18 protein-coding genes are annotated in these 18,752 nt (G+C 72.3%); 7 read left to right on the top strand and 11 right to left on the bottom strand.

All coding sequences use genetic code 11. The features are described from left to right. Nucleotides 1-94: 94 nt before the first annotated feature. Genes ACQUQ1_RS00945 through ACQUQ1_RS00925 form a run of 5 tightly spaced genes read right to left on the bottom strand, consistent with a single transcriptional unit; the run spans nucleotide 95 to nucleotide 6,501 of the window. Nucleotides 95-1,462, bottom strand: a complete 1,368-nt coding sequence (locus tag ACQUQ1_RS00945) for an ABC transporter ATP-binding protein (protein WP_435062323.1) — start codon at nucleotides 1,460-1,462, stop codon at nucleotides 95-97. Then, the gene (locus ACQUQ1_RS00940) at nucleotides 1,459-2,739 is read right to left on the bottom strand and encodes an ABC transporter ATP-binding protein (protein WP_435062321.1); all 1,281 of its coding nucleotides are present in this window, start codon (nucleotides 2,737-2,739) and stop codon (nucleotides 1,459-1,461) included. The genes ACQUQ1_RS00945 and ACQUQ1_RS00940 overlap by 4 nt, the downstream gene beginning before the upstream one ends. Continuing rightward, nucleotides 2,740-3,858, bottom strand: coding sequence for an ABC transporter permease (locus ACQUQ1_RS00935; RefSeq protein ID WP_435062319.1), 1,119 nt, complete (start codon nucleotides 3,856-3,858; stop codon nucleotides 2,740-2,742). It lies immediately after the preceding gene. Further along, a complete protein-coding gene (locus tag ACQUQ1_RS00930; RefSeq protein ID WP_435062317.1) occupies nucleotides 3,855-4,811 on the bottom strand; it encodes an ABC transporter permease in 957 nt (318 codons plus the stop codon). The genes ACQUQ1_RS00935 and ACQUQ1_RS00930 overlap by 4 nt, the downstream gene beginning before the upstream one ends. A gap of 1 nt (nucleotide 4,812) precedes the next feature. After that, nucleotides 4,813-6,501, bottom strand: a complete 1,689-nt coding sequence (locus ACQUQ1_RS00925) for an ABC transporter substrate-binding protein (protein WP_435062315.1) — start codon at nucleotides 6,499-6,501, stop codon at nucleotides 4,813-4,815. A gap of 186 nt (nucleotides 6,502-6,687) precedes the next feature. Here ACQUQ1_RS00925 and ACQUQ1_RS00920 point away from each other — a divergent pair, with 186 nt between their 5' ends. Beyond that, nucleotides 6,688-7,287, top strand: coding sequence for a helix-turn-helix domain-containing protein (locus ACQUQ1_RS00920; RefSeq protein WP_435062313.1), 600 nt, complete (start codon nucleotides 6,688-6,690; stop codon nucleotides 7,285-7,287). 91 nt (nucleotides 7,288-7,378) lie between these two features. Here the strand turns inward: ACQUQ1_RS00920 and ACQUQ1_RS00915 are convergent, their stop codons facing one another. Continuing rightward, the gene (locus tag ACQUQ1_RS00915; RefSeq protein WP_435062311.1) at nucleotides 7,379-8,728 is read right to left on the bottom strand and encodes a M28 family peptidase; all 1,350 of its coding nucleotides are present in this window, start codon (nucleotides 8,726-8,728) and stop codon (nucleotides 7,379-7,381) included. 188 nt (nucleotides 8,729-8,916) lie between these two features. Here ACQUQ1_RS00915 and ACQUQ1_RS00910 point away from each other — a divergent pair, with 188 nt between their 5' ends. Next, complete coding sequence (locus ACQUQ1_RS00910) at nucleotides 8,917-9,219, top strand: DUF2250 domain-containing protein (RefSeq protein ID WP_435062309.1); 303 nt, start codon at nucleotides 8,917-8,919, stop codon at nucleotides 9,217-9,219. A gap of 18 nt (nucleotides 9,220-9,237) precedes the next feature. Here the strand turns inward: ACQUQ1_RS00910 and ACQUQ1_RS00905 are convergent, their stop codons facing one another. The 3 genes from ACQUQ1_RS00905 to ACQUQ1_RS00895 form a co-directional block, all read right to left on the bottom strand. Next, nucleotides 9,238-9,882, bottom strand: a complete 645-nt coding sequence (locus ACQUQ1_RS00905) for a peptidase (RefSeq protein ID WP_435062307.1) — start codon at nucleotides 9,880-9,882, stop codon at nucleotides 9,238-9,240. A gap of 126 nt (nucleotides 9,883-10,008) precedes the next feature. Then, nucleotides 10,009-11,232, bottom strand: a complete 1,224-nt coding sequence (locus tag ACQUQ1_RS00900; RefSeq protein WP_435062803.1) for an MFS transporter — start codon at nucleotides 11,230-11,232, stop codon at nucleotides 10,009-10,011. 400 nt (nucleotides 11,233-11,632) lie between these two features. Further along, nucleotides 11,633-12,580: a transcription initiation factor IIB gene (locus tag ACQUQ1_RS00895; protein ID WP_435062305.1), complete on the bottom strand. Its 948-nt coding sequence runs from the start codon at nucleotides 12,578-12,580 to the stop codon at nucleotides 11,633-11,635. Between the two features lie 298 nt (nucleotides 12,581-12,878). Here ACQUQ1_RS00895 and ACQUQ1_RS00890 point away from each other — a divergent pair, with 298 nt between their 5' ends. The 5 genes from ACQUQ1_RS00890 to rnhB all read left to right on the top strand — a co-directional run bounded on the left by ACQUQ1_RS00890 (nucleotide 12,879) and on the right by rnhB (nucleotide 16,191). Next, nucleotides 12,879-13,076, top strand: a complete 198-nt coding sequence (locus ACQUQ1_RS00890) for a hypothetical protein (protein ID WP_435062303.1) — start codon at nucleotides 12,879-12,881, stop codon at nucleotides 13,074-13,076. Between the two features lie 184 nt (nucleotides 13,077-13,260). Next, a complete protein-coding gene (locus ACQUQ1_RS00885) occupies nucleotides 13,261-13,566 on the top strand; it encodes a hypothetical protein (protein ID WP_435062301.1) in 306 nt (101 codons plus the stop codon). 112 nt (nucleotides 13,567-13,678) lie between these two features. Further along, a complete protein-coding gene (locus tag ACQUQ1_RS00880; RefSeq protein ID WP_435062299.1) occupies nucleotides 13,679-13,957 on the top strand; it encodes a histidine kinase in 279 nt (92 codons plus the stop codon). Between the two features lie 101 nt (nucleotides 13,958-14,058). After that, on the top strand, nucleotides 14,059-15,516 hold the full coding sequence (locus ACQUQ1_RS00875; protein ID WP_435062297.1) for a tRNA pseudouridine(54/55) synthase Pus10: 1,458 nt from the start codon (nucleotides 14,059-14,061) through the stop codon (nucleotides 15,514-15,516). A 3-nt stretch (nucleotides 15,517-15,519) separates the two neighbouring features. After that, nucleotides 15,520-16,191 carry a ribonuclease HII gene (gene rnhB / locus ACQUQ1_RS00870; protein WP_435062295.1) on the top strand — a complete coding sequence of 224 codons (672 nt, stop codon included), beginning with the start codon at nucleotides 15,520-15,522 and terminating at the stop codon, nucleotides 16,189-16,191. A 58-nt stretch (nucleotides 16,192-16,249) separates the two neighbouring features. Here the strand turns inward: rnhB and ACQUQ1_RS00865 are convergent, their stop codons facing one another. Both ACQUQ1_RS00865 and secF read right to left on the bottom strand, forming a co-directional pair. After that, entirely contained in the window at nucleotides 16,250-17,812 is a 1,563-nt protein-coding gene (locus tag ACQUQ1_RS00865) for a preprotein translocase subunit SecD (protein ID WP_435062293.1), read from the bottom strand. After that, nucleotides 17,809-18,687, bottom strand: a complete 879-nt coding sequence (gene secF / locus ACQUQ1_RS00860) for a protein translocase subunit SecF (RefSeq protein WP_435062291.1) — start codon at nucleotides 18,685-18,687, stop codon at nucleotides 17,809-17,811. The genes ACQUQ1_RS00865 and secF overlap by 4 nt, the downstream gene beginning before the upstream one ends. Nucleotides 18,688-18,752 lie beyond the last annotated feature (65 nt).

Below are 18,752 nucleotides of genomic sequence, written 5' to 3'. Positions count from 1 at the left end.
TCGAGGGTCCCGTCTGTCAGCGCCTCGGGAGCGGACGCGACGGTCGGAGAACACAGCGGTCGGGGGGAGGCCGGAACCCGACGACGTGACCGCTTCAGCCGTCGGTCATCGGCTCGGCGGGGGCCTCGGGGTCGGTCCGGTGGCAGGCCGCGGTCCGGCCGGGGGCCGGCTCGACGGTCCGGGGCACCCGGTCGACGCACGGGGACGGGAGCGCCTCGCCGAGGCGGTCGGCGGCCGCGTCGTCGTCGCCGTCGACGACGAGCGCCGCGGCGGTCTCGACTGCCTCGCGGGCGTCCGGCGGCAGGTCCTCGACCGATCCCGGGAGCGACGTGTCGAGGACGTGATCCGCGACGGCGGCGTCGTCGGTGGGTTCGCCTTCCGCCTTCAGCCGCCGCCGCGCCGCCCCCGGGTCGACGTCGCCGCTCTCGACTCGGTTTCGGAAGGTGAACGCCCGCCGGAACGCCGGCTGGTCGCCGGTCCAGTCGTCCGGCGGGATCACCCGGTGACAGCGGGTGTGGAACCGACACCCCTCGGGCGGGTCGATCGGCGAGGGGACGTTCCCCTCAAGCACGATCCGCCCGCCGCGCGCCGCGGGGTCGATGCGCGGCACCGCCGACAGCAGGGCCTCCGAGTAGGGGTGGTGCTGCGTCTCGAACAGCTCGTCGGTGGGCGCCGTCTCGACGATCTCGCCGAGGTACATCACCGCGACGCGGTCGGCCACGTGGCGGACGACCGAGAGGTCGTGCGTGATGAACAGCAGCGAGAGGTCGAACTCCGCCTGGAGGTCCTGCAGGAGCTGCAGGATCTGCGCCTGGACGGAGACGTCGAGCGCCGACACCGGCTCGTCGGCGACGATCACGTCCGGCTCGACCGCCAGCGCGCGGGCGATGCCGACGCGCTGCTGTTGTCCCCCGGAGAACTGCGCCGGGTAGCGGTCGATGTGGCGCGCCTCCAGGCCGACCCGTTCGAGCAGGTCGCGGACGCGGTCGCGGCGGTCCTCGTCGGAGTCGCCGATCCCGTGGACCTTCATCGGCGCCGCGAGGATGTCGCCGACGGTCTGACGCGGGTTGAGCGACGCCAGCGGGTCCTGGAAGATCATCTGGAGGTTCGCGCGGTACGGCCGCATGTCCCGGCCGGTGAGGCCGGTGATGTCCTCGCCGCGGTAGCGCACCGTCCCGCCGGTCGGCTCGTGGAGGTTGAGCAGGGTCTGGCCCAGCGTCGACTTGCCGCAGCCGGACTCCCCGACGACCGCGAGCGTCTCGCCGGCGTGGAGGTCGAGGTCGACGCCGTCGACGGCCTTCACCGTGCCGCCGGCGCCGAGGATCCGGTCGACGATGCCGTCGGACTGCGAGAAGTACTTCCGGAGGCCCTCGGCCTCCAGCACCGGGCCGTCGGCGTCGCCGGCGCGGGTCGCCTCGCCCGCGGCGTCCGCAGAGCCGACGGCGTCAGAGACGACGCTCACAGGCGATCACCCGCCGGGCCGCGGCGCAGACAGGCCGCCTCGTGTGACTCGCCCACCTCGCGGAAGTCGGGCTCGCGCTCGAAGCACTCCCGCAGCGACTCCGGGCACCGCGGCGCGAAGTGGCACGCGTACGGGATGTCGATGAGGTCGGGGACGTTGCCGTGGATCGGCTCGATCTCGTCGTCGGGGTTCGACAGCCGCGGCGTCGACGCGAGCAGCCCCCGGGTGTACGGGTGCTGGGGGTTCGCGAACAGCTCGTCGGCGGGCGCCTTCTCGACGATCTCGCCGGCGTACATCACGTTCACGCGGTCGCACGTCTCGGCGACGACCGCGAGGTCGTGGGTGATGAGCAGGATCGAGGTGTCGAACTCGTCCTTCAGCGAGGTCAACTCGTCGAGTATCTGCGCCTGGATCGTCACGTCGAGCGCGGTCGTCGGCTCGTCGGCGATGAGCAGGTCCGGCTCGCACGACAGCGCCATGGCGATCATCGCGCGCTGGCGCATCCCGCCGGAGAACTCGTGGGGGAAGTCCGTCGCCCGCGATTCGGCCTCGGGGATCTCGACGGCCTCCAGCATCTCGATCGCCCGGCGCCACGCCTCGCCGTTCTTGGCGGCGCCGACGATCTTCCGCTTCAGCTCCGCCGACAGCGACACCGACTCGCCCACGTCCTGGTGGAGGCGGACGGTCTCGGCGATCTGCTCGCCGACGGTGAGCGTCGGGTTCAGCGAGTTCATCGGGTCCTGAAACACCATCGAGATGCGCCCGCCGCGCAGCCGCTGGAGCGCCGGCTCCGGCGCCCGCCGGAGGTCGACGAACCCCTCGCCGGGCTCGCCGTCGGCGTCGCGCTCGCGGACGACGACGAACTCGCCGGGGCCCGCGAGGCTCGCGGCCGCCGCGGCCTCCGAGCGGGCGCCGTCGGCGGCCGCCCGGGCGATCGCGGCGTCCTCGTCGGTCACGTCCGCGACGGCGTCGGGGAACTCGCGGGCGAACTCCCTGACGACGTCGAGGTCGTGCAGGCACACGGCGCCGGCGACGACCTCGCCGGGTGGCTCGACCATCCCCATGAGGCTCTCGGCGAGCACCGACTTGCCGGAGCCGGACTCGCCGACCAGCCCGACGATCTCCCCCGGCTCGATCGAGAGGTCCGCCCGCTCGACGGCCTCGACGGTGCCGCGGTCGGTCGGGAACTGCGTCCGCAGCCCCGACACCTCCAGGAGCGGGTCCCGGCCGGCCGACCGGGTCGTCCCGGGGCGGCCGCTGGGTGGTTCGGTGCTCATTCACTCCACCTCCGTCTCGCTGATGTCGAAGGCGTCGCGCAGGCCGTCACCGAGCGTGTTGAACGCGAGGACGACGAGCATGATCGCCAGCCCGGGCATCACGCTGATCCACGGCGCCTGCGAGATGAACTGCCGGCCGTCGGAGATGAGCAGCCCCCAGGTCGGCGTCGTCGGCTTGACGCCGAGCCCGAGGAACGAGAGGCTCGCCTCCGCGAGGATGGCCAGCGGGATCATGAGCGTCGCCTGGACGATCAGCGGCGCGACCGCGTTCGGGAGGATCTCCTTGAACATGATCCGGAGGTCGCCCATGCCGACCGCGCGGGCGGCGGTGACGTACTCCTCCTCGCGTATCGACAGCACCTCCCCGCGGATGATCCGCGCGAAGTCGTCGATGAACGCGATCCCGATCGCGAGGACGACGTTGACGAGTCCGAGCCCGCCCATCAGCGCGATGATCCCCACCCCGAGGATGATCTCGGGGAACGCCCACTGGAAGTCGACGTAGCGCATGATGACCGAGTCGATCCAGCCGCCGTAGAAGCCGGCGACGATGCCGAGCGTCGTCCCGATAGAGAACGCCACGGCGACCGTCGCGAGCGCGACGATCAGCGAGACGCGCGCGCCGTAGATGATCCGCGTGAGGATGTCGTAGCCGAACGAGTCGGTACCGAGGTAGTGGGTGACCGTCTCGGTCGTCCCGTCGCCGTCGAAGTCGCCGGTCGACTCCGACAGCGGCGGTTGCATGAACCCGAACTGTTGTTCGGGTCCGAAGGGGGCCACGAACGGCGCGAACAGCGCGACGAGCACGAAGACGACGATCACGATCGCCCCGGCCAGCGCCAGCCGGTCGGCCTTCAACGTGGCGACGATCCGGCCGAGCATCGAGCGGTGCTCCTCGACGGGACCCTGCTCCTCGTAGCCCTCGGGCGTCTCGCCGGGCCCGAACTCTCCCTCGTAGATCCCGAAGGAGGCGCTCGGGGCGTCGCCCCGTTCGGTCCCGCCGTCGGGCCGGGCGCCCGCGGAAGTCGTCGTGCTGTCCGTCCGGTCCCGCGGGTCGGAGCGGGAGTCGGCGGTCGGGTCGCGGTCGCGGCCGTCGGCGCCGTCGGCGGGGCCGCTCACGCGCCCTCACCCCCGATCCGGATCCGCGGGTCGATCGCCGTGTACGCGATGTCGACGATGAGGTTCATGAAGACGAAGACCCCCGAGATGAGCAGGATCGCGATCTGCGTCACGGGGTAGTTGCGTTCGAGGATCGAGTTGACGAGCACGCGCCCGAGCCCCTGGATGGAGAACACGAGCTCCACGGTCACAGACCCGCCGAGCACCAGCGCGAGCTGGATCCCGGCGACCGTCACCACGGGGATGAGCGCGTTCTGCAGCGCGTGTTTGTACAGGCGCACCCGCGAGCCGACGCCCTTCGCGACGGCCGTGCGCATGTACCCCTCGTTGAGCGTCTCGATGAGCGACGAGCGCATCATCCGCGTCACCCCGGCGGCGTACGGCAGTCCCACGGCTATCGACGGGAGGACGATGCTCTTGAACCACGGGACGACGCCCTCGGAGATCGGCGTGTAGCCGACGATCGGCAACCAGTTCAGGTAGACCCCGAACAGGATCGCCAGCAGGATCCCGACGAAGAACGCCGGCATCGAGATGCCGAGGAACGCCGCGATCGTCGCGGCGTAGTCGGCGGGCTCGTTGCGCCGCGTCGCGCCGATGACGCCCGCGGGGATCGCGACCGCGAGCCCGAGCGCGACGCCGACGGCCGCGATCGAGAACGTCTTCGGGGCGGCGTCGGCGACGATCGTGATCACCCGCTCGCTGGAGGTGATGCTGCGGCCGAGTTCCAGCGTGAGCAGGTCGGTGAGGAAGTCGACGTACTGGACGCCGAGGGGCCTGTCGAGCCCCAGCTCCGCGCGGAGCCGCGCGACCGCCTCCGGGGTGGCCTCCTGTCCGAGCATCGTGCGGACGGGGCCCCCGGGGATAGCCCGGAGGCCGAAGAACACCGTGGTGGCGACGAGCCACATCACGAAGAGGGCGTGCCCGACGCGCTTCACGATGTACCGCCACATCTCACTCGGACAGGTAGACGCTGTGGAAGTTCCGCATGAACGGGATGTGCGTGAATCCCTTCACCTCGGGCCGACGGGCGGCGATGTCGTCCTGGTGGGAGAGGTACGCGTGCGGGACGTCCTCGATGAGGATGTCCTCCAGCGTCTGGAGCGTCTCTGCGCGCTGCTCGCGGTCGAGCTGACGGCGCTGTTCGGCCAGGAGCTGGTGGACCTCGTCGTTCTCGTAGGACACCCAGTTCCACGGGCCGTCCTTGCGGTAGAAGTTCCACAGCGACTGGTCGGGGTCGGGGTCGCCGACGGACCCGGAGATCGTCGTGTCGTAGTCCAGCTTCGCGTAGCGGTCCCAGTACGTCGAGGAAGTGACCTGCTCCACCTCGACGTTCAGGCCGACGGCGTTGAGCTGCTGGCGCATCGCCTTCGCCTGCCGGAGGCTGCTCTGGGTCGTCAGGATGGAGAAGCTCGCGCCGTCGGCGCCGGCCTCCTGGAGGAGTTCCTGGGCCCGCTCTGGGTCGTACGCCTGCGTGTCGGGCTTGTCCTCGCGGTACACCCACGCGGTCGCCTTGTTGATCGGGCCCTGCGCGGAGATGGCGTTGCCGAAGTACGCCGTCTCGATGAACTTCTCGTTGTCGATGGCCTTGGCGATGCCCAGGCGGGCCGTGCGCGAGTCGAACGGCTCGCGCTCCTGGTTCATCGCGAAGCCGTACCAGTTGACGCCCGGCGCCTGCAGTTTCCTCGCCGAACTCGCGTCCTCGACCTGCGAGACGTTCTGCAGGGGGACGAGGTTCGCGAAGTGGATGTCGCCCGAGCGCAGCGCGTTGACGATGCTCGACGGCTCGGGGATCGGCGTGATCGTGACGCCGTCGAGGTACGGGAGCTGGTTCCCGTCCGAGTCCGTCCCGAAGTAGTCGTCGTAGGCGGTGAGCTTCAGTTCGGAGCCGACCTCGTGGCTCTCGACCTGGAACGGGCCGGTGCCGACGGGCGTGACCGCGTACTGCTCGGCGCCCATCTCCTCGATGGCCTCCTTGCTCACGATCGTCGCCGCGCGGCCGGGGCCGCGGGTGAGGTAGATGAGCGCGGGCGCCATCGGCCGCTCGAAGTTCAGCGTCACCGTGTAGTCGTCCTCGATCACGACGCCGTCCTCGTCGACCGGCTTCAGCGTCGACAGCTTCGGCGCCGCCGGCGTCTCGTTCTCGATCGTCCGGTTGATCGTGTACCGGACGTCCTCGGCGGTGAACTCCGACCCGTCGTGGAACGTCACGCCCTCGCGGAGCTGGAAGGTGAACGTGGCGCCGTCGTTGGTGACCTCCCAGTCACTCGCGAGGTCGCCGCGGACCGTGAGGTCCTCCTTCAGCGTGACGAGCCCGCTGAAGATGTTCGCCGCCACCTGGAAGTACTGGCCGACGCTGATGTAGGGCGGGTCGAGCGTGTCGATGCTCCCGGTGAACCAGCCGGCCTGGAGCGTCCCGCCGGACCGGTCCTCGGCCGGCGTCTCGGTGGCGGTGTCGTCGCCGCCGCCGTCGCCGGTCCCGCCGCCGGAGTCGCCGCCGTCGTTCGACCCGCCGCCGCCCCCGGTGCAGCCGGCGAGCGCACCCATGCCGGCCGCCCCCAGCAGCGCCGTCGTCGTCCGCCGGTCGACCACGGGGCCGCTGAGCGCCTCCTCGCTGAACTCTTCGTTGCTATCCGTTGCCATACGACACGGATCGGTAGTGCGAACGTTCAAGTTGTCCCCAAATATATTTGGGCTATGGCGGGGGAAACCGGATCCGGCCGAACGGGGACGATGCGGGAAGTGACGTTGAAGATCAAGCACAACGGGCAGCCGGAGTGTGAAGTATCGGAACGATATCCCCGAGTCACGATGCGATCGGTCTCCTCGATGACCGGACGGCTGAACGAGCGCAAGCGGATCATCGAGCTCAGCGGCGACCCGGACGAGATCGAGGCGTTCATCGACGACTTCCGCGACGGCGACCCGATCATCGCGGCCGAGCCGGTGACGCCGCTGGGCGAGCCGACGGTGTTCGTCGCGCTCACGTTCGACGCCGCCGAGTGGGACAGCATCGCCGAGCAGTTCGCCGAGCTGGGCGTCCACTACCGCACCGGCACGATCATCACGAACGGCTGGGAGCGGTGGACGCTGTACCTCGACCCCGACGACGACCTCTCCGAGATCATCGAGACGATCGAGGACGACGGCAACGACGTCCAGCTCGTCCGGCAGCTGGAGATGACGGAGATCGAGCCCGCCTCCCGGTTCCAGACGGTCGGCGCGCTCCACGACCTCACCCAGCGCCAGCGCGAGGCGCTCGCGGCGGCGATCGCCGCCGGCTACTACGGCCACGAGAAGGACGCCGGCGTGGAGGACGTGGCCGAGGAGCTCGGCATCGGGACGACGACGGCGTGGGAGCACCTCGCGCGCGCCGAGGGGAAGGTGATGGCGGACCTCGGCGACTTCCTCGACCCCGAGACGGGGTAGTGGCCGCGCGGGACCCGCCCGAGCCCCAACAGCCCGGCGGCCGACCCGCGACGAACCGGCGGCTCCGGCCGCCGCGTCGCCGTCGGCGACCCTACTCCGGGTCGTCGTACGGCCAGCGCCCGCCCATCCGCAGCTCCTGTTCGTACCCCTCGTCGATGGCCTCGCGCATCTCCGCGCGGGTCCGTCCCGGCGTCTCCACGTCCGCGGAGGCGAAGCGCGCGACCGCCTCCGCGACCTGCACGGCCACGTCGCGGAGGTCGCGCGAGTCGAGTTTGTCCAGCGTGTCCGCGTGGGTGTGTCCCCACCCCCGCCCGGACTGCTCGGAGGTGGTGGAGGTCATCACCGCGGGGACGCCCTCCTGCACGAACGCCCACTGGTCGCCGTGGGGGGAGATGGTGTCGTCCGTCGAGAGGGCGGCGTCGAGGTCGTCGGTCACCGCCTCGAACACCGACTCCATCGCCTCGAAGCCGTTCGTCCCGACCCTGAGGGTCCGGGAGCTACACGCGCCGTCGAGGTTGACGACGCACTTCAGGTCCGCCAGGTCCGTCGTCTCCGCGCAGTGGTACGCCCCCCACAGCCCGATCTCCTCGGCGCCGAAGGTGACGAGACGGACCCGTGTGTCGATGTCCACGTCGTCGCGCGCGAGGATCCGCCCGACCTCGGCGACGAGCGCCGAGCCGGCGCCGTTGTCGTTGGCGCCGTCCGCGATGTCGTGGGCGTCGACGTGGGCGGTGACGAGCACGTGCTCGTCGGTGTCGGGGCCGACCTCGGCCTCGACGTTCACGGAGGTGGTCGCCTCGGTCCGGCAGTCGACGGAGACGGTCGCCTCACAGCCCTCCTCGGCGTAGCGCGCGAGGCGCTCGCCCACCTCCCGGGAGACGCCGACGGCGGGGATGGGGCCGGGGCGCTCGTGGTAGCCGACCTCGCCGGTGGGCGGCACCGACCCCTCGACGTGGTTGCGGAAGACGAACGCGACCGCGCCGTGGTCGGCGGCGTTGACGTACTTCTCCATCCGGTGGATCCACCGGTCCACGTCCTCGGGCGTCGCCGAGGACGCCATCGCGACGGCGCCCTCCAGCTCGTCCGCCCGCTCCTCGAACTCCTCGTAGGTGCCGTCGCCCACGTCGACGACCCGGCCGGTCGCCTCCCCGGCGGGACACCCGGGGAGCGCGAGCACGTCCTGTTGCCCGTCGTGGACGCGCTCGTGGGGCTCGTGGACCGTCAGCGACGAGGAGCCGCGCCACCACCCGGGGATCTCGAACTCCTCGATCCGGGCGCTCCGGGCGCCCGCGCGCTCGAAGGCGTCGCGGACGACCGCGGCGCCCTCGCGCTCGCCCGCCTGCCCGGCCATCCGGCTCCCCACGTCCACGAGGTCGGTCAGTACCCCCCAGGCGAACCCGCTCGTCTGTGCGTCGCCCACGGCCGCGTTCGGCAGTCGCATACGCCGGGGTTCGACGCGACCGCCTTGAGCCCCCGGATCCCGGTCACCGCCGCCGGACGATCGGCCGTCCCCCCGAACGGGTCCGGTCGCCGTCGACACGGCGATCCGTGGACGCGACGGGGAACGATCCGGGGTCGCGTCCGCCGCGGCGACAACTTCATGAGGTGTGCTACCGAATGACGCAAAAGATGCCCGAACCCACGGAGCTCTCCGACGCGGACGAACGAGTGTTGTGCCACCTGGCCGACACGAGCGCGGACTACCCCGCGCTCGTGGCCGCCAACACCGGCCTCCACATCCCGCTCGTGGAGCGCAGGATGGCGACGCTCGCGGAGCGTGGGTTCGTCGAGGTCGCGACCGCCGAGCGGCTCTACCGGATCACCGAGGACGGGCGCCGGGCGCTCGCCGGCGACGCGCCGGCCCCGACGGGCGCGCCGGCCGCGGACGGCACCGTCGCCGACGGCGGGACGACGACCCCCGACGGCGACTGACGCCGGGAGCCGGACGGGTCACCCGTCCGTCGACGCCAGCGCCGTCTCGAACGCCAGTTCCACCGCCCGCTCGTCGAGGTCGAGGGGGAGGCTGGCGCGCACGCTCGCCCCGCGCGCGGCCCCGTCCTCCCGGGCGACCGCGGCCGCCTGCGCCGGCGTGGAGGGGAGGTGCAGGAACCCCGCCGGGGTGTCGCTCCCGTCGAGCGTCGCGAGCGTCCGGTAGAGGAGCGCGTTACAGAGGTGCGTCCCCGCGCTGTTGGAGACGCGGGCCGGGATCCCCTCGTCGAGACACGCCTCCGCGACCGCACGGACGGGCAGGGTCGCGAGCCGGGCGTCGGGGCCGTCGGAGTCGAGCGCCTCGTCGACCGGGTCGTTGCCGGCGTTGTCGGGGGTCCCGACCGTGTCGGCGACGTTGACCGCGACGCGTTCGACGCACACCGCCGAGCGCCCGGCCGCGAGACCGGTGGCGACGACGGCCGCGGGGTCGTGGGCGCCGATCAGGTCGGCCATCGCCGGCCCGGCGGCGTCGAAGGCGACCGGGAGCGTCCGGCCGACCACCTCGTGGCCGGCGACCCTCCGGCCGTCGAGCGCCTCCGCGACCGACCCGGAGGGGTTGGTGTCGTGGTCGCCGAACGGCTCGTACCCCGTACACACCAGCGTCATACCCGCGCTGGCGGCCGGCGGCACCTAAGCGTTCGCGTTCCCCGCGGCGGCGGCCCGGTCGACCGCTCCGGCGGCCCGGCCCGCTCGCCGGTCGGGGCGTGACGCCCCCCCCGGTCGTGCCCCCCGTCAGTCGTCGCCGGCGGCCGCGGCGGCCGCCTCCGCCTCGGTGTCGTCGCGGAGCGCGGTCGCGGCGACGACGCCCGCGACGACGACGAGGCCGGCGCACGCGAGGTACTCGGCCGCCAGGCCGATCCGGGCGGCCAGCGGGAGCGCGACGAGCGGCCCGAGCGTCGAGCCCAGGTCGCCGAAGACGTTGTAGACGCCGCCGAGCTTCCCCACGTCGCCGCCGGGGGCGATGTCGCCCAGGTACGCCAACAGCGGCGGGCCGGCCAGCCCCGCGCCGGCGCCGACGAGGCCGACCCCCGCGAGCACCCCGGGCGCCGTCGGGACCAGCGCCGCGAGCGCGAAGCCCGCGCCGAAGACGGCCAGCCCCGGGACCACGGTCGTGAGCCGGCCCATGCTGTCGGATAGCCGGCCGACGGCGAGGTTCGAGACGGACAGCGCGACGACCGAGACGGCCATCACGACGCCGCTGGTCCCGGTGCCCGCGAGCCCGCCCAGCGAGATATCGTTCGCCTCGGTGTACAGCACGACCGTCGACAGGAGGACGCCCGCGTACAGGAACCGGATGGTGAAGTTCACCGCGCCGACGGCGCCGATGCGGGGATCGGCCCGCACGAGCGCGGGCACGTCGCGGACGCGGCTCGTCCCCTCCATCTCCGGCGACACGTCCGGGAGGACCCGGTAGGCGACGACGGCGGCGAACAGCCCCGCCGCGCCCGCGACGGCGAAGGCCTCCCCGTAGCCGTACAGCTCCGTGACGATGCCCCCGAGGATCAGCCCCGTGGGGAAGCCGAGGCTCTGTCCGCCGCGCATGTAGCCCACCCACCGGCCCCGGTTCGCGGGCGTCGTCACGTGCGTCACCGTCGAGAACGCCCCGACGAACACGAACGCCGAGCCGACCCCCCACGCGGCCCGCGAGGCGAGGAAGACCGCCGAGGAGGGCGCCCCGAACGGGGGGTTCAGCCCGACGAGGTAGCCGAACGGGACGAGCCCCTGGACGACGAACCCGGCGATCATCGGCCTGCGCGTCCCCATGCGGTCGAGGATCCCGCCCGCCGGCGTCGACATCACCAGCCGGGTGAACCGGTTGATCGAGAGGATCAGCCCGACGAGGAACGGCGCGATGCCGAGCACCGACCCGAGCGCCGGGATGGTCGGGAACGCGACGCCGCCGCCGACGCCCCCGAAGAAGACCCCGGCGACGAGGCTGAGGACGACCGTCCGCACCTGCCGCTCCGAGTAGACGGGGGCACCCTCCGGGGCGTCCGTCGCGTCGGTCGCGTCCGTCGCGTCTGTCGGGTCTGTCGTATCGGTCACGTCGGTGCTCCGTGTCCGGGTCGGTCGCGTCGTGCGGGTTCGAGTCGAAGCGGAGGGCGAACCGGGAGGCGATCGGTCGATATCCGGAAGCTATCCGATCAGTTCTCGGCCCGCCCCCGTGGCGGCGCGGTCACGGCGACCACGCCGCTGCGGCGCTCGATGGCTCGGGATCGGCGAACCGCTCGGAAAGTGTTTCGGTTCGAAATAGGACGGCGGCGCGGACGGAGGACAGGGAGGCGGCACGGGCGGACGCCCCCGCCGAGTCGCCCGCGGGCGGGCGACCGCGGCCACCCGTCGGGGGCGGATCGGTTCAGATCCGGGCGGGGTCGATCGCCTCCAGTTGCTGTTTGTAGCCGCTTCGGACCGTCACGACGGTCACGTCGGCCACCTCGGCGACCTCCGACTGGGTCCGCTTGTGGTCCGACAGCGTCGAGGCGAGGTAGATGGCCGCCGCGGCGAAGCCCGTCGGCGACTTGCCCGCGTGGAGCCCCTCGGCGGTCGTCGCGTCGACGATCCGGGTGGCCCGCCGTTTCACCTCCTCGGGAAGCCCCAGTTCGGAGCAGAACCGCGGCACGTGCTCGGCGGGGTCGACCGGCTCCAGCGCCAGCCCGAGTTCGCCCGAGATGTAGCGGTACGCCCGGGCGAACTCGCGGCGGTCGACCCGGGCGACCCCCACGAAGTCGTCCAGCGACCGGGGGATCCCCTGCTGGCGGCAGGCGGCGTACAGGCTCGCCGTCGCCATCGCCTCGATGGAGCGGCCGCGGATGAGATCCTCGTCGAGCGCGCGCCGGTAGATGGTCGAGGCGACCTCCCGGACGGACTGGGGCACGCCCTGCGCGGAGGACATGCGCTCGATCTCCGAGAGCGCCAGCCGGAGGTTGCGCTCGCCGGCGTCCTGCGTGCGGATTCGCTCCTGCCACGTCCGCAGCCGCTTCATCCGCGAGCGCTTCTCGGCGGAGAGCTCCCGCCCGCCCGCGTCGCGGTCGCGCCAGTCGATGGTGGTCGTCAGGCCCTTGTCGTGCATCGTCCGGGTCATCGGCGACCCGACGCGGCTCTTGCGGTCGCGCTCGGCCGCGTCGAAGGCCCGCCACTCCGGCCCGCGGTCGACGGCGTCCTCCTCGACGACGAGCCCGGTCGGCTCGTGGATCACCTCCCCGTCGTCGGTGTGGACGAGGTCCGCCTCGTCGACCTCCTCGGGGTCGACGTGTTCGGGGTCGTGGTCGTCGCTCCGCTCCCGTTCCCGCCGCCGCGTCGTCACTGGGCCGCCCGCTCCGCTACCGCGGACGGATGCCCGGCGTCCGCGTTCGACGTCGTGATCCGGCAGAGCGCCGACGCGGGCGACGGGGCCCCGTCGTGCCCCCGCCCGCGGTTCGTGCGTTCCGGCATTCCATGTGTATCACACGATCGTTTCAAATAAGAATTTCGACGGACTGCACGCCGCCGACCGCCGGTCGCGAGCCGCCGCGGTCACCTCGTGTTAGCACGTGACACCCCGGGGAAATCATTAATAATCGTCCACATAACGGAGGAGATACGACGAGAGTCGGAGGACCCCGATGACCGACCACACCGCTCCCGCGACCCGCCTGCCCCTCGGCAGCGCCGGGTCCGCGTGGTGGTCGGTTCCCGACGCCGTCGCCGAACCCCGTGCCGCCTTCGCCGCGCCGAAGGCGAACGCCGACGGGACCGGCGACGCCGTGGGGACGGGGTACGGCACCTCCGACGCCGCACCGTCCGTCTCCATCGCCGCGTGACGCGGCGACGTGCTCGGGGGTCGACCCGAGCGGAGGCGGACACCCTTCTCCACCTACCGTTCAGGTCACCCCCGCCCGTCCCGCAGTCGCGCGGCCGACCCGCTCCCCGGGAAGGCCCGCAGTCGCGTTCGAGCCGCGCAGGGAGTCTATGTCGGTCCACCGACACCGACTGGCCGACGCCAGCATGACCATCGCAGTGTCCCGTTCGGCCCCCGGCGACCTCGCCGAGGGCGCCGAGACGAAGCTCCGCCGCGCCGACGCGGTCGAGGCCGTCGAGTCGCTCGACATTCGCGGCCTCCAGCCCGGCCTCAACGACCTCACGGTCGAGGCCGACGCGACCGTCTCGCTCGCGGGCGAGGCGGGCGAGTCGCGCGAGGCCGTCGCCGACGCGCTCGCCGCGCAGTTCGGCGTCGACGACGTGACGGTCGCGGCCGTCCGCTCGGTCCCGCCCGACGCGGGCGACCAGGCCGCCGCGCCGGTCGGCGAGTAGCCGGTCGCGGGGGGCGACCCGCGAACGGCGGGTTAATCCGGGTGTATCCGGACGAAACCCCGCTTTCGCTCCCTCCACCCTCTTGTCCGACGGGCCCGTCCGACCGACCGTGATGACCACGACCGACCTCGCGCGACTGCTCGTCGCGGCCCTCGTCGTGGCGGGACTGGCGCTCGCGCCGGCGGCCGCCGCGGCACAGCCCGACGGGACCGACGTACCGACCGACGAGTGCCGGAACGCCGACGCCGGTCCGGACGGCGACGGCGGGCCGCCCGGGTTCGTCGGCGACCTGCTCGGCTCCGTCGTCCCCGACTTCGTGTCCGACCTGATCGGCTCCCTGCCGGTGCCGGACTTCCTGAAGTCGCTGTTCGGGGCGGAGACCTGCTCGTGACCGGGGTCGCGGGCCGATCCCGGAACGGACGCTGACGCTCGGTTCCGGCGGGACACGCCGTCGACCGAAAGGGCCTACCGCCCGCCGCGACGAGGGCGGGTATGACCGATTCCGACGCGCCCGCCGACGCCGCGAGCGGCGGCGGGGACGACGCGGACGCCGACGCCGCCCCGGACGCCGAGCCGGCGTTCGACGACGTGCTCGACACCGCTCGCGCCCTCATCGCGACCGGGCCGCTGTGTGACCACTGCCTCGGCCGGCCGTTCGCCGAGCGCTCGTTCGGGCTCGGCAACCACGAGCGCGGCCGGGGGCTCCGGGTCGCCGCCGCGCTGGCGGACGACACGGACTTCAGCCGCGGCGCAGGCGGCGACTGCTGGGTGTGCGAGGGCGTCTTCGAGCGCCTCGACGAGTTCGCCGAGCGCGCCGCCGACGCCGTCGCCGACTACGAGTTCTCGACCTACCAGGTCGGCACGCGCGTCCCGCCGCTTTCCGAGGAGAACGACCGGCTGCTCCGCGAGGACGCCGGGCTGGACCCCGATTCGGGCGAGCCGCTCCGCAAGGAACTCAACCGCGAGGTCGGCAAGCGCGTCGGGCAAGTCACCGGCGCGGAGGTGGACTTCGACCGCCCGCACGTCCAGTTCCTCCTCGACGTGGACGCCGACCGGGTGGAGGCGACGGTCAACTCCGCGCACGTGTACGGCCGCTACCGGAAACTGGAGCGGGACATCCCCCAGACGGAGTGGCCCTGCTCGGACTGCCGCGGCTCCGGCCGGCAGGGACGCGAGGAGTGCGACACCTGCGGCGGCTCGGGCTACCTGTACGACGAGAGCGTCGAACAGCTCACCGCCCCCGTCGTCGAGGACGTGATGGAGGGCGTCGACTCGACGTTCCACGGCGCCGGCCGCGAGGACGTGGACGCCCTGATGCTCGGGACTGGCCGCCCGTTCGTCATCGAGGTGGAGGAGCCGCGGCGCCGACGGATCGACACCGAGCGGCTGGAGGCCGACATCAACGCCTTCGCCGACGGGAAAGTCGAGGTCGAGGGGCTCCGGCTCTGCGAGCACACGATGGTCGAGCGCGTCAAGGAGCTCGACGCGACCAAGCGCTACCGCGCCGAGGTCGAGTTCGGGAGCGACGTGTCCGCCGAGGACCTGGCCGACGCGGTCGCCGAGCTCGACGGCGCCACCATCGAGCAGTACACCCCGAACCGGGTCGACCACCGCCGGGCGGGCAAGACCCGCACCCGCGTCGCCCACGAGGTGAGCGCCGAGCGCGAGGACGCCCGCCACGCGACCGTCGAGGTCCACGGCGCCGGCGGCCTCTACATCAAGGAGCTGATCTCCGGCGACGGCGGCCGCACGGAGCCGAGCCTCGCGGGGGTGCTCGGCGTCGACGCCGAGGTGACCGCGCTCGACGTGCTCGCGGTCGGGGGGCGCGAGGAGCCGTTCGAGCGCGAGGAGTTCTTCCTCGGCGAGGGCGAGCGGAGCGAGCCCTCGGAGCGAACGGGGAGCGGAGCGACCCGTGAGCGCGACGGGGCCGCCGACGCGGACGAGGAGTAAGCGATGCTCGGCGCCGACGAGGCGGGGAAGGGACCCGTGCTGGGCCCGATGGTCGCGGCCGCGGTCCGCGCCTACCCCGACGCGATCCCCGACGGCGTCGACGACTCCAAGCGGCTCTCGCCGGCCAGGCGCGAGGAACTCGACGCGGCCCTGCGGGACGACGACCGCGTCGAGGTCGCCGTCGCGGTCGTCCCCGTCGACCGCATCGACGACCCCGCGACCGACATGAACACGCTCACGGTTGCGGGGCAGGCGGAGGCGCTCGCGGCGGTCGCCGAGGCGGGCGACCGCGCGGTCGTCGACGCCGGCGACGTGAGCGAGTCCCGGTTCGCCGACCGGGTCGCCGACGCGGTCGCGGACGGGGAGGACGACGACGGCACCGGGATCGACGTGACCGCCGAGCACGGCGCCGACGAGTCGTACCCGGTCGTCGCGGCCGCGAGCGTGGTCGCGAAGGTGGAACGGGACCGGATCGTCGCCGATCTGGACGCGGCCTACCGCGACCGCGGCTACGACGGGGTCGGCAGCGGCTACCCCTCGGACCCGGCGACCCGCGAGTTCCTCCGGGCGTACGTGGACCGCGAGGGCGACCTGCCCGAGTGTGCGCGCCGTTCGTGGAGCACCTGCGAGGACGTGCTGGCGGCGGCCGAGCAGTCGGCGCTGGACGAGTTCTGAGGCGGGGACCGACCGGTTCGGATCCCGGAAAAGGCCGATCCGCGGAGCGGGCGGTCGGTCAGCGGTCGGTCAGCAGCGCCCGGAGGATGTCGCCGTAGGCCGGGCGGGTGATCAGCACCCCGACGAGCACGCCGAGGATGGTGAAGATGGCGAAGCCCTGGAGGTCCCCCAGCGAGAGGAACGCCAGCGGCGACATGGCGACGATGGTCGTCGCGGCGGCCGCGCCGATCACCCAGAACGCCTTCCGGAAGCGCGACCGGAACACGCGCCGGGAGTTCACGTCGCCCTCGGCCATCACCTCGTCGGCGATGATCACGAGGTCGTCCACCCCGGTCCCGATGACCGCGATGAACCCGGCGATCACCGAGAGGTCCAGCGGGTACCTGATGAACGCCGCGAACCCGAGGAGGACGACCACCTCCGAGAGCGCGGTGACGACCATGGGGGCGGCGACCTTCGGGTTGCCGTACCGGAGGAACACGACGCCCGCGACGGTGAACACCGCGAGCACGCCGATGAGCAGCGAGTCGCGCCGGAAGTTCTCCCCCTGCGCGGCGCTGATGGAGGAGGCGGTGCCCTCGTCGAGCGCCAGCGCCGCCGGGAGCGCCCCGGCGCGCAGGTCGACCGAGACGTCCTGTGCGCGCTCGAAGGAGCCGGTGACGAGGATGAACTGCGGGTCCTGAGCCCACTCGCCGTTGCGCATCGACTGCGCGAGGTTCGCGTTCATGCCGAACGAGGAGACGACCTGGCCGTCGCGGATGATCAGGATGCACGGCTCGGTCGACTGCGGGTTCTCCCGGAACGTGCAGTCGGTGCCGCCCTGGCCGGCGACGCCGGTCTCGACGAACAGCCGCTGGACGCGCTCGGCCTCGCTCTGGCGGACCGAGACGGGGACGTGCGGGCCGGTCCCCTGGCCGCCCTGCTGGGCGGTGCCGACCGTCTGGAAGTCCTCCTGGCGGATGACGGTGGTGTTGACGTACTCCGTGGAGTTGTTCCGCTCCACCGGGTGGTACGCCGCGATCCGGACGGTCCCGCGGGAGTTCACGATGTCGATCACCTCGCTGCGGTCGTCGTTGGGGACCTCGATGAGCACGAAGTTCTCCCCGTCGATGGTCTGGACGGTCCGGACGGTCCCCCCGGAGAGGCCGGCGGCGTTGATCTTGGAGCGCAACACGGCGACCGTCTGCTGGCGCGTCTCCTCGGTGACGCCGTCGCGGACGGTCTCGTACTCGTAGCCGGCGGCATCGAGCGCAGCGGCGAGGTCCTCCTGTGTGGCGTTCTCGGCGACGAGCTCGACGGTGCCGCTGGCGTTCCCGGTGAACCGGGCGATCACGTCGGAGCTGTCGGCGTTCGGGAGCTCCGCGGCCACCCGCCGTTCGACCGTGGCGGTGTCGTCGTCGCCGAACTGCACCTCCTCGGCGGTGACGCCGACCAGCGGCGCGCGGATCCGCGTGCCGCCGGAGAGCTGGAGTCCGTACTGGAGGTTCGTCGGCGTCTCCTGTGCTGCCGGCCCCTCGGACGGCTCGAAGGCGGGCGCGAACAGGAACACCGTCGAGACCAGCAGGACGAACACCAGCAGGGCGACCCGCCAGTTGTCCTTTATCGTCCCCCAGGTGCTCATCGCGCCACCCCCTCGAACTTGTACCAGCGGAGCAGCGACACGTTCAGCAGGTACGTGTTCATCAGGTCGGCGGTGAGCCCGAACACGAGGATGATCCCGATGCTCGCCAGCAGACCGATACCGAAGAACGACGCCACGACCGCCATCACGGCCATCGCCGCGATGGAGGTGAGCGTCATCGTCACGCCGGTGCGCATCGCGCGGTAGGTGGACTCGTAGAAGTCGCCCGACCGGCGGAGCACGCTGTTGTTCAGCAGGATGTCCGAGTCCACGGAGTACCCGATGAGCATCAGCAGCGCGGCGACGGTTCCGAGCGACAGTTCGATGCCGAGGAGGTTCATCAGCGCGACGGGGATCACGATGTCGGAGAACGCCGAGACGACGACGGCGACGCTGGGCACGAGCGTCCGGAACAGCCCGAACACGAGCAGGGCCATCCCGGCGAAGGCGACGCCGACGCCGATCAGCGCGAGCCGCTGGGTGTCCGCCCCGAAGCTGGCGGAGACCGCGTCGATCGACCGGATCTCGAAGCCGGCCGCCTCGGCCTGCGCCTCGAGTTCGTCGGTCTCCGCCTCCGACGCCTGGAAGGTGACGACGTACACGTCGCCGGTCCCCACCCGCTGGACGCTGTCGGGGGTCGCCGCGAACGCCTCCGCGATCCGGTCGCGCGCCTGTTCCTCGCTCGGGGCGTCGACGGCGATCCGGAGCTCCGTCCCGCCGGTGAAGTCGAGCCCGGGGTCGACCGGCGCGCCCGTCGTCGCGTACGAGCCGCCGATGACCAGGAGGGCCACGATCAACACCGCCAGCGGGATCGCGGCGAGCTGGCGGTTGTCGTACCGGGTGTAATCGACCTCCGGTACCTCGAATCGAGCCATGCGTGCCGCTCCCCCCGCGCGCCGAATAAGCCTTCTTCTTCGCGGCTCCCGGCGGCTCAGCGGTC

This window comes from Halobaculum sp. EA56, from assembly GCF_051195075.1.
Lineage (GTDB): Archaea > Halobacteriota > Halobacteria > Halobacteriales > Haloferacaceae > Halobaculum.
Note: the sequence above shows the minus strand (reverse complement) of the source record. Positions and strands in the feature narration are given on the sequence as shown.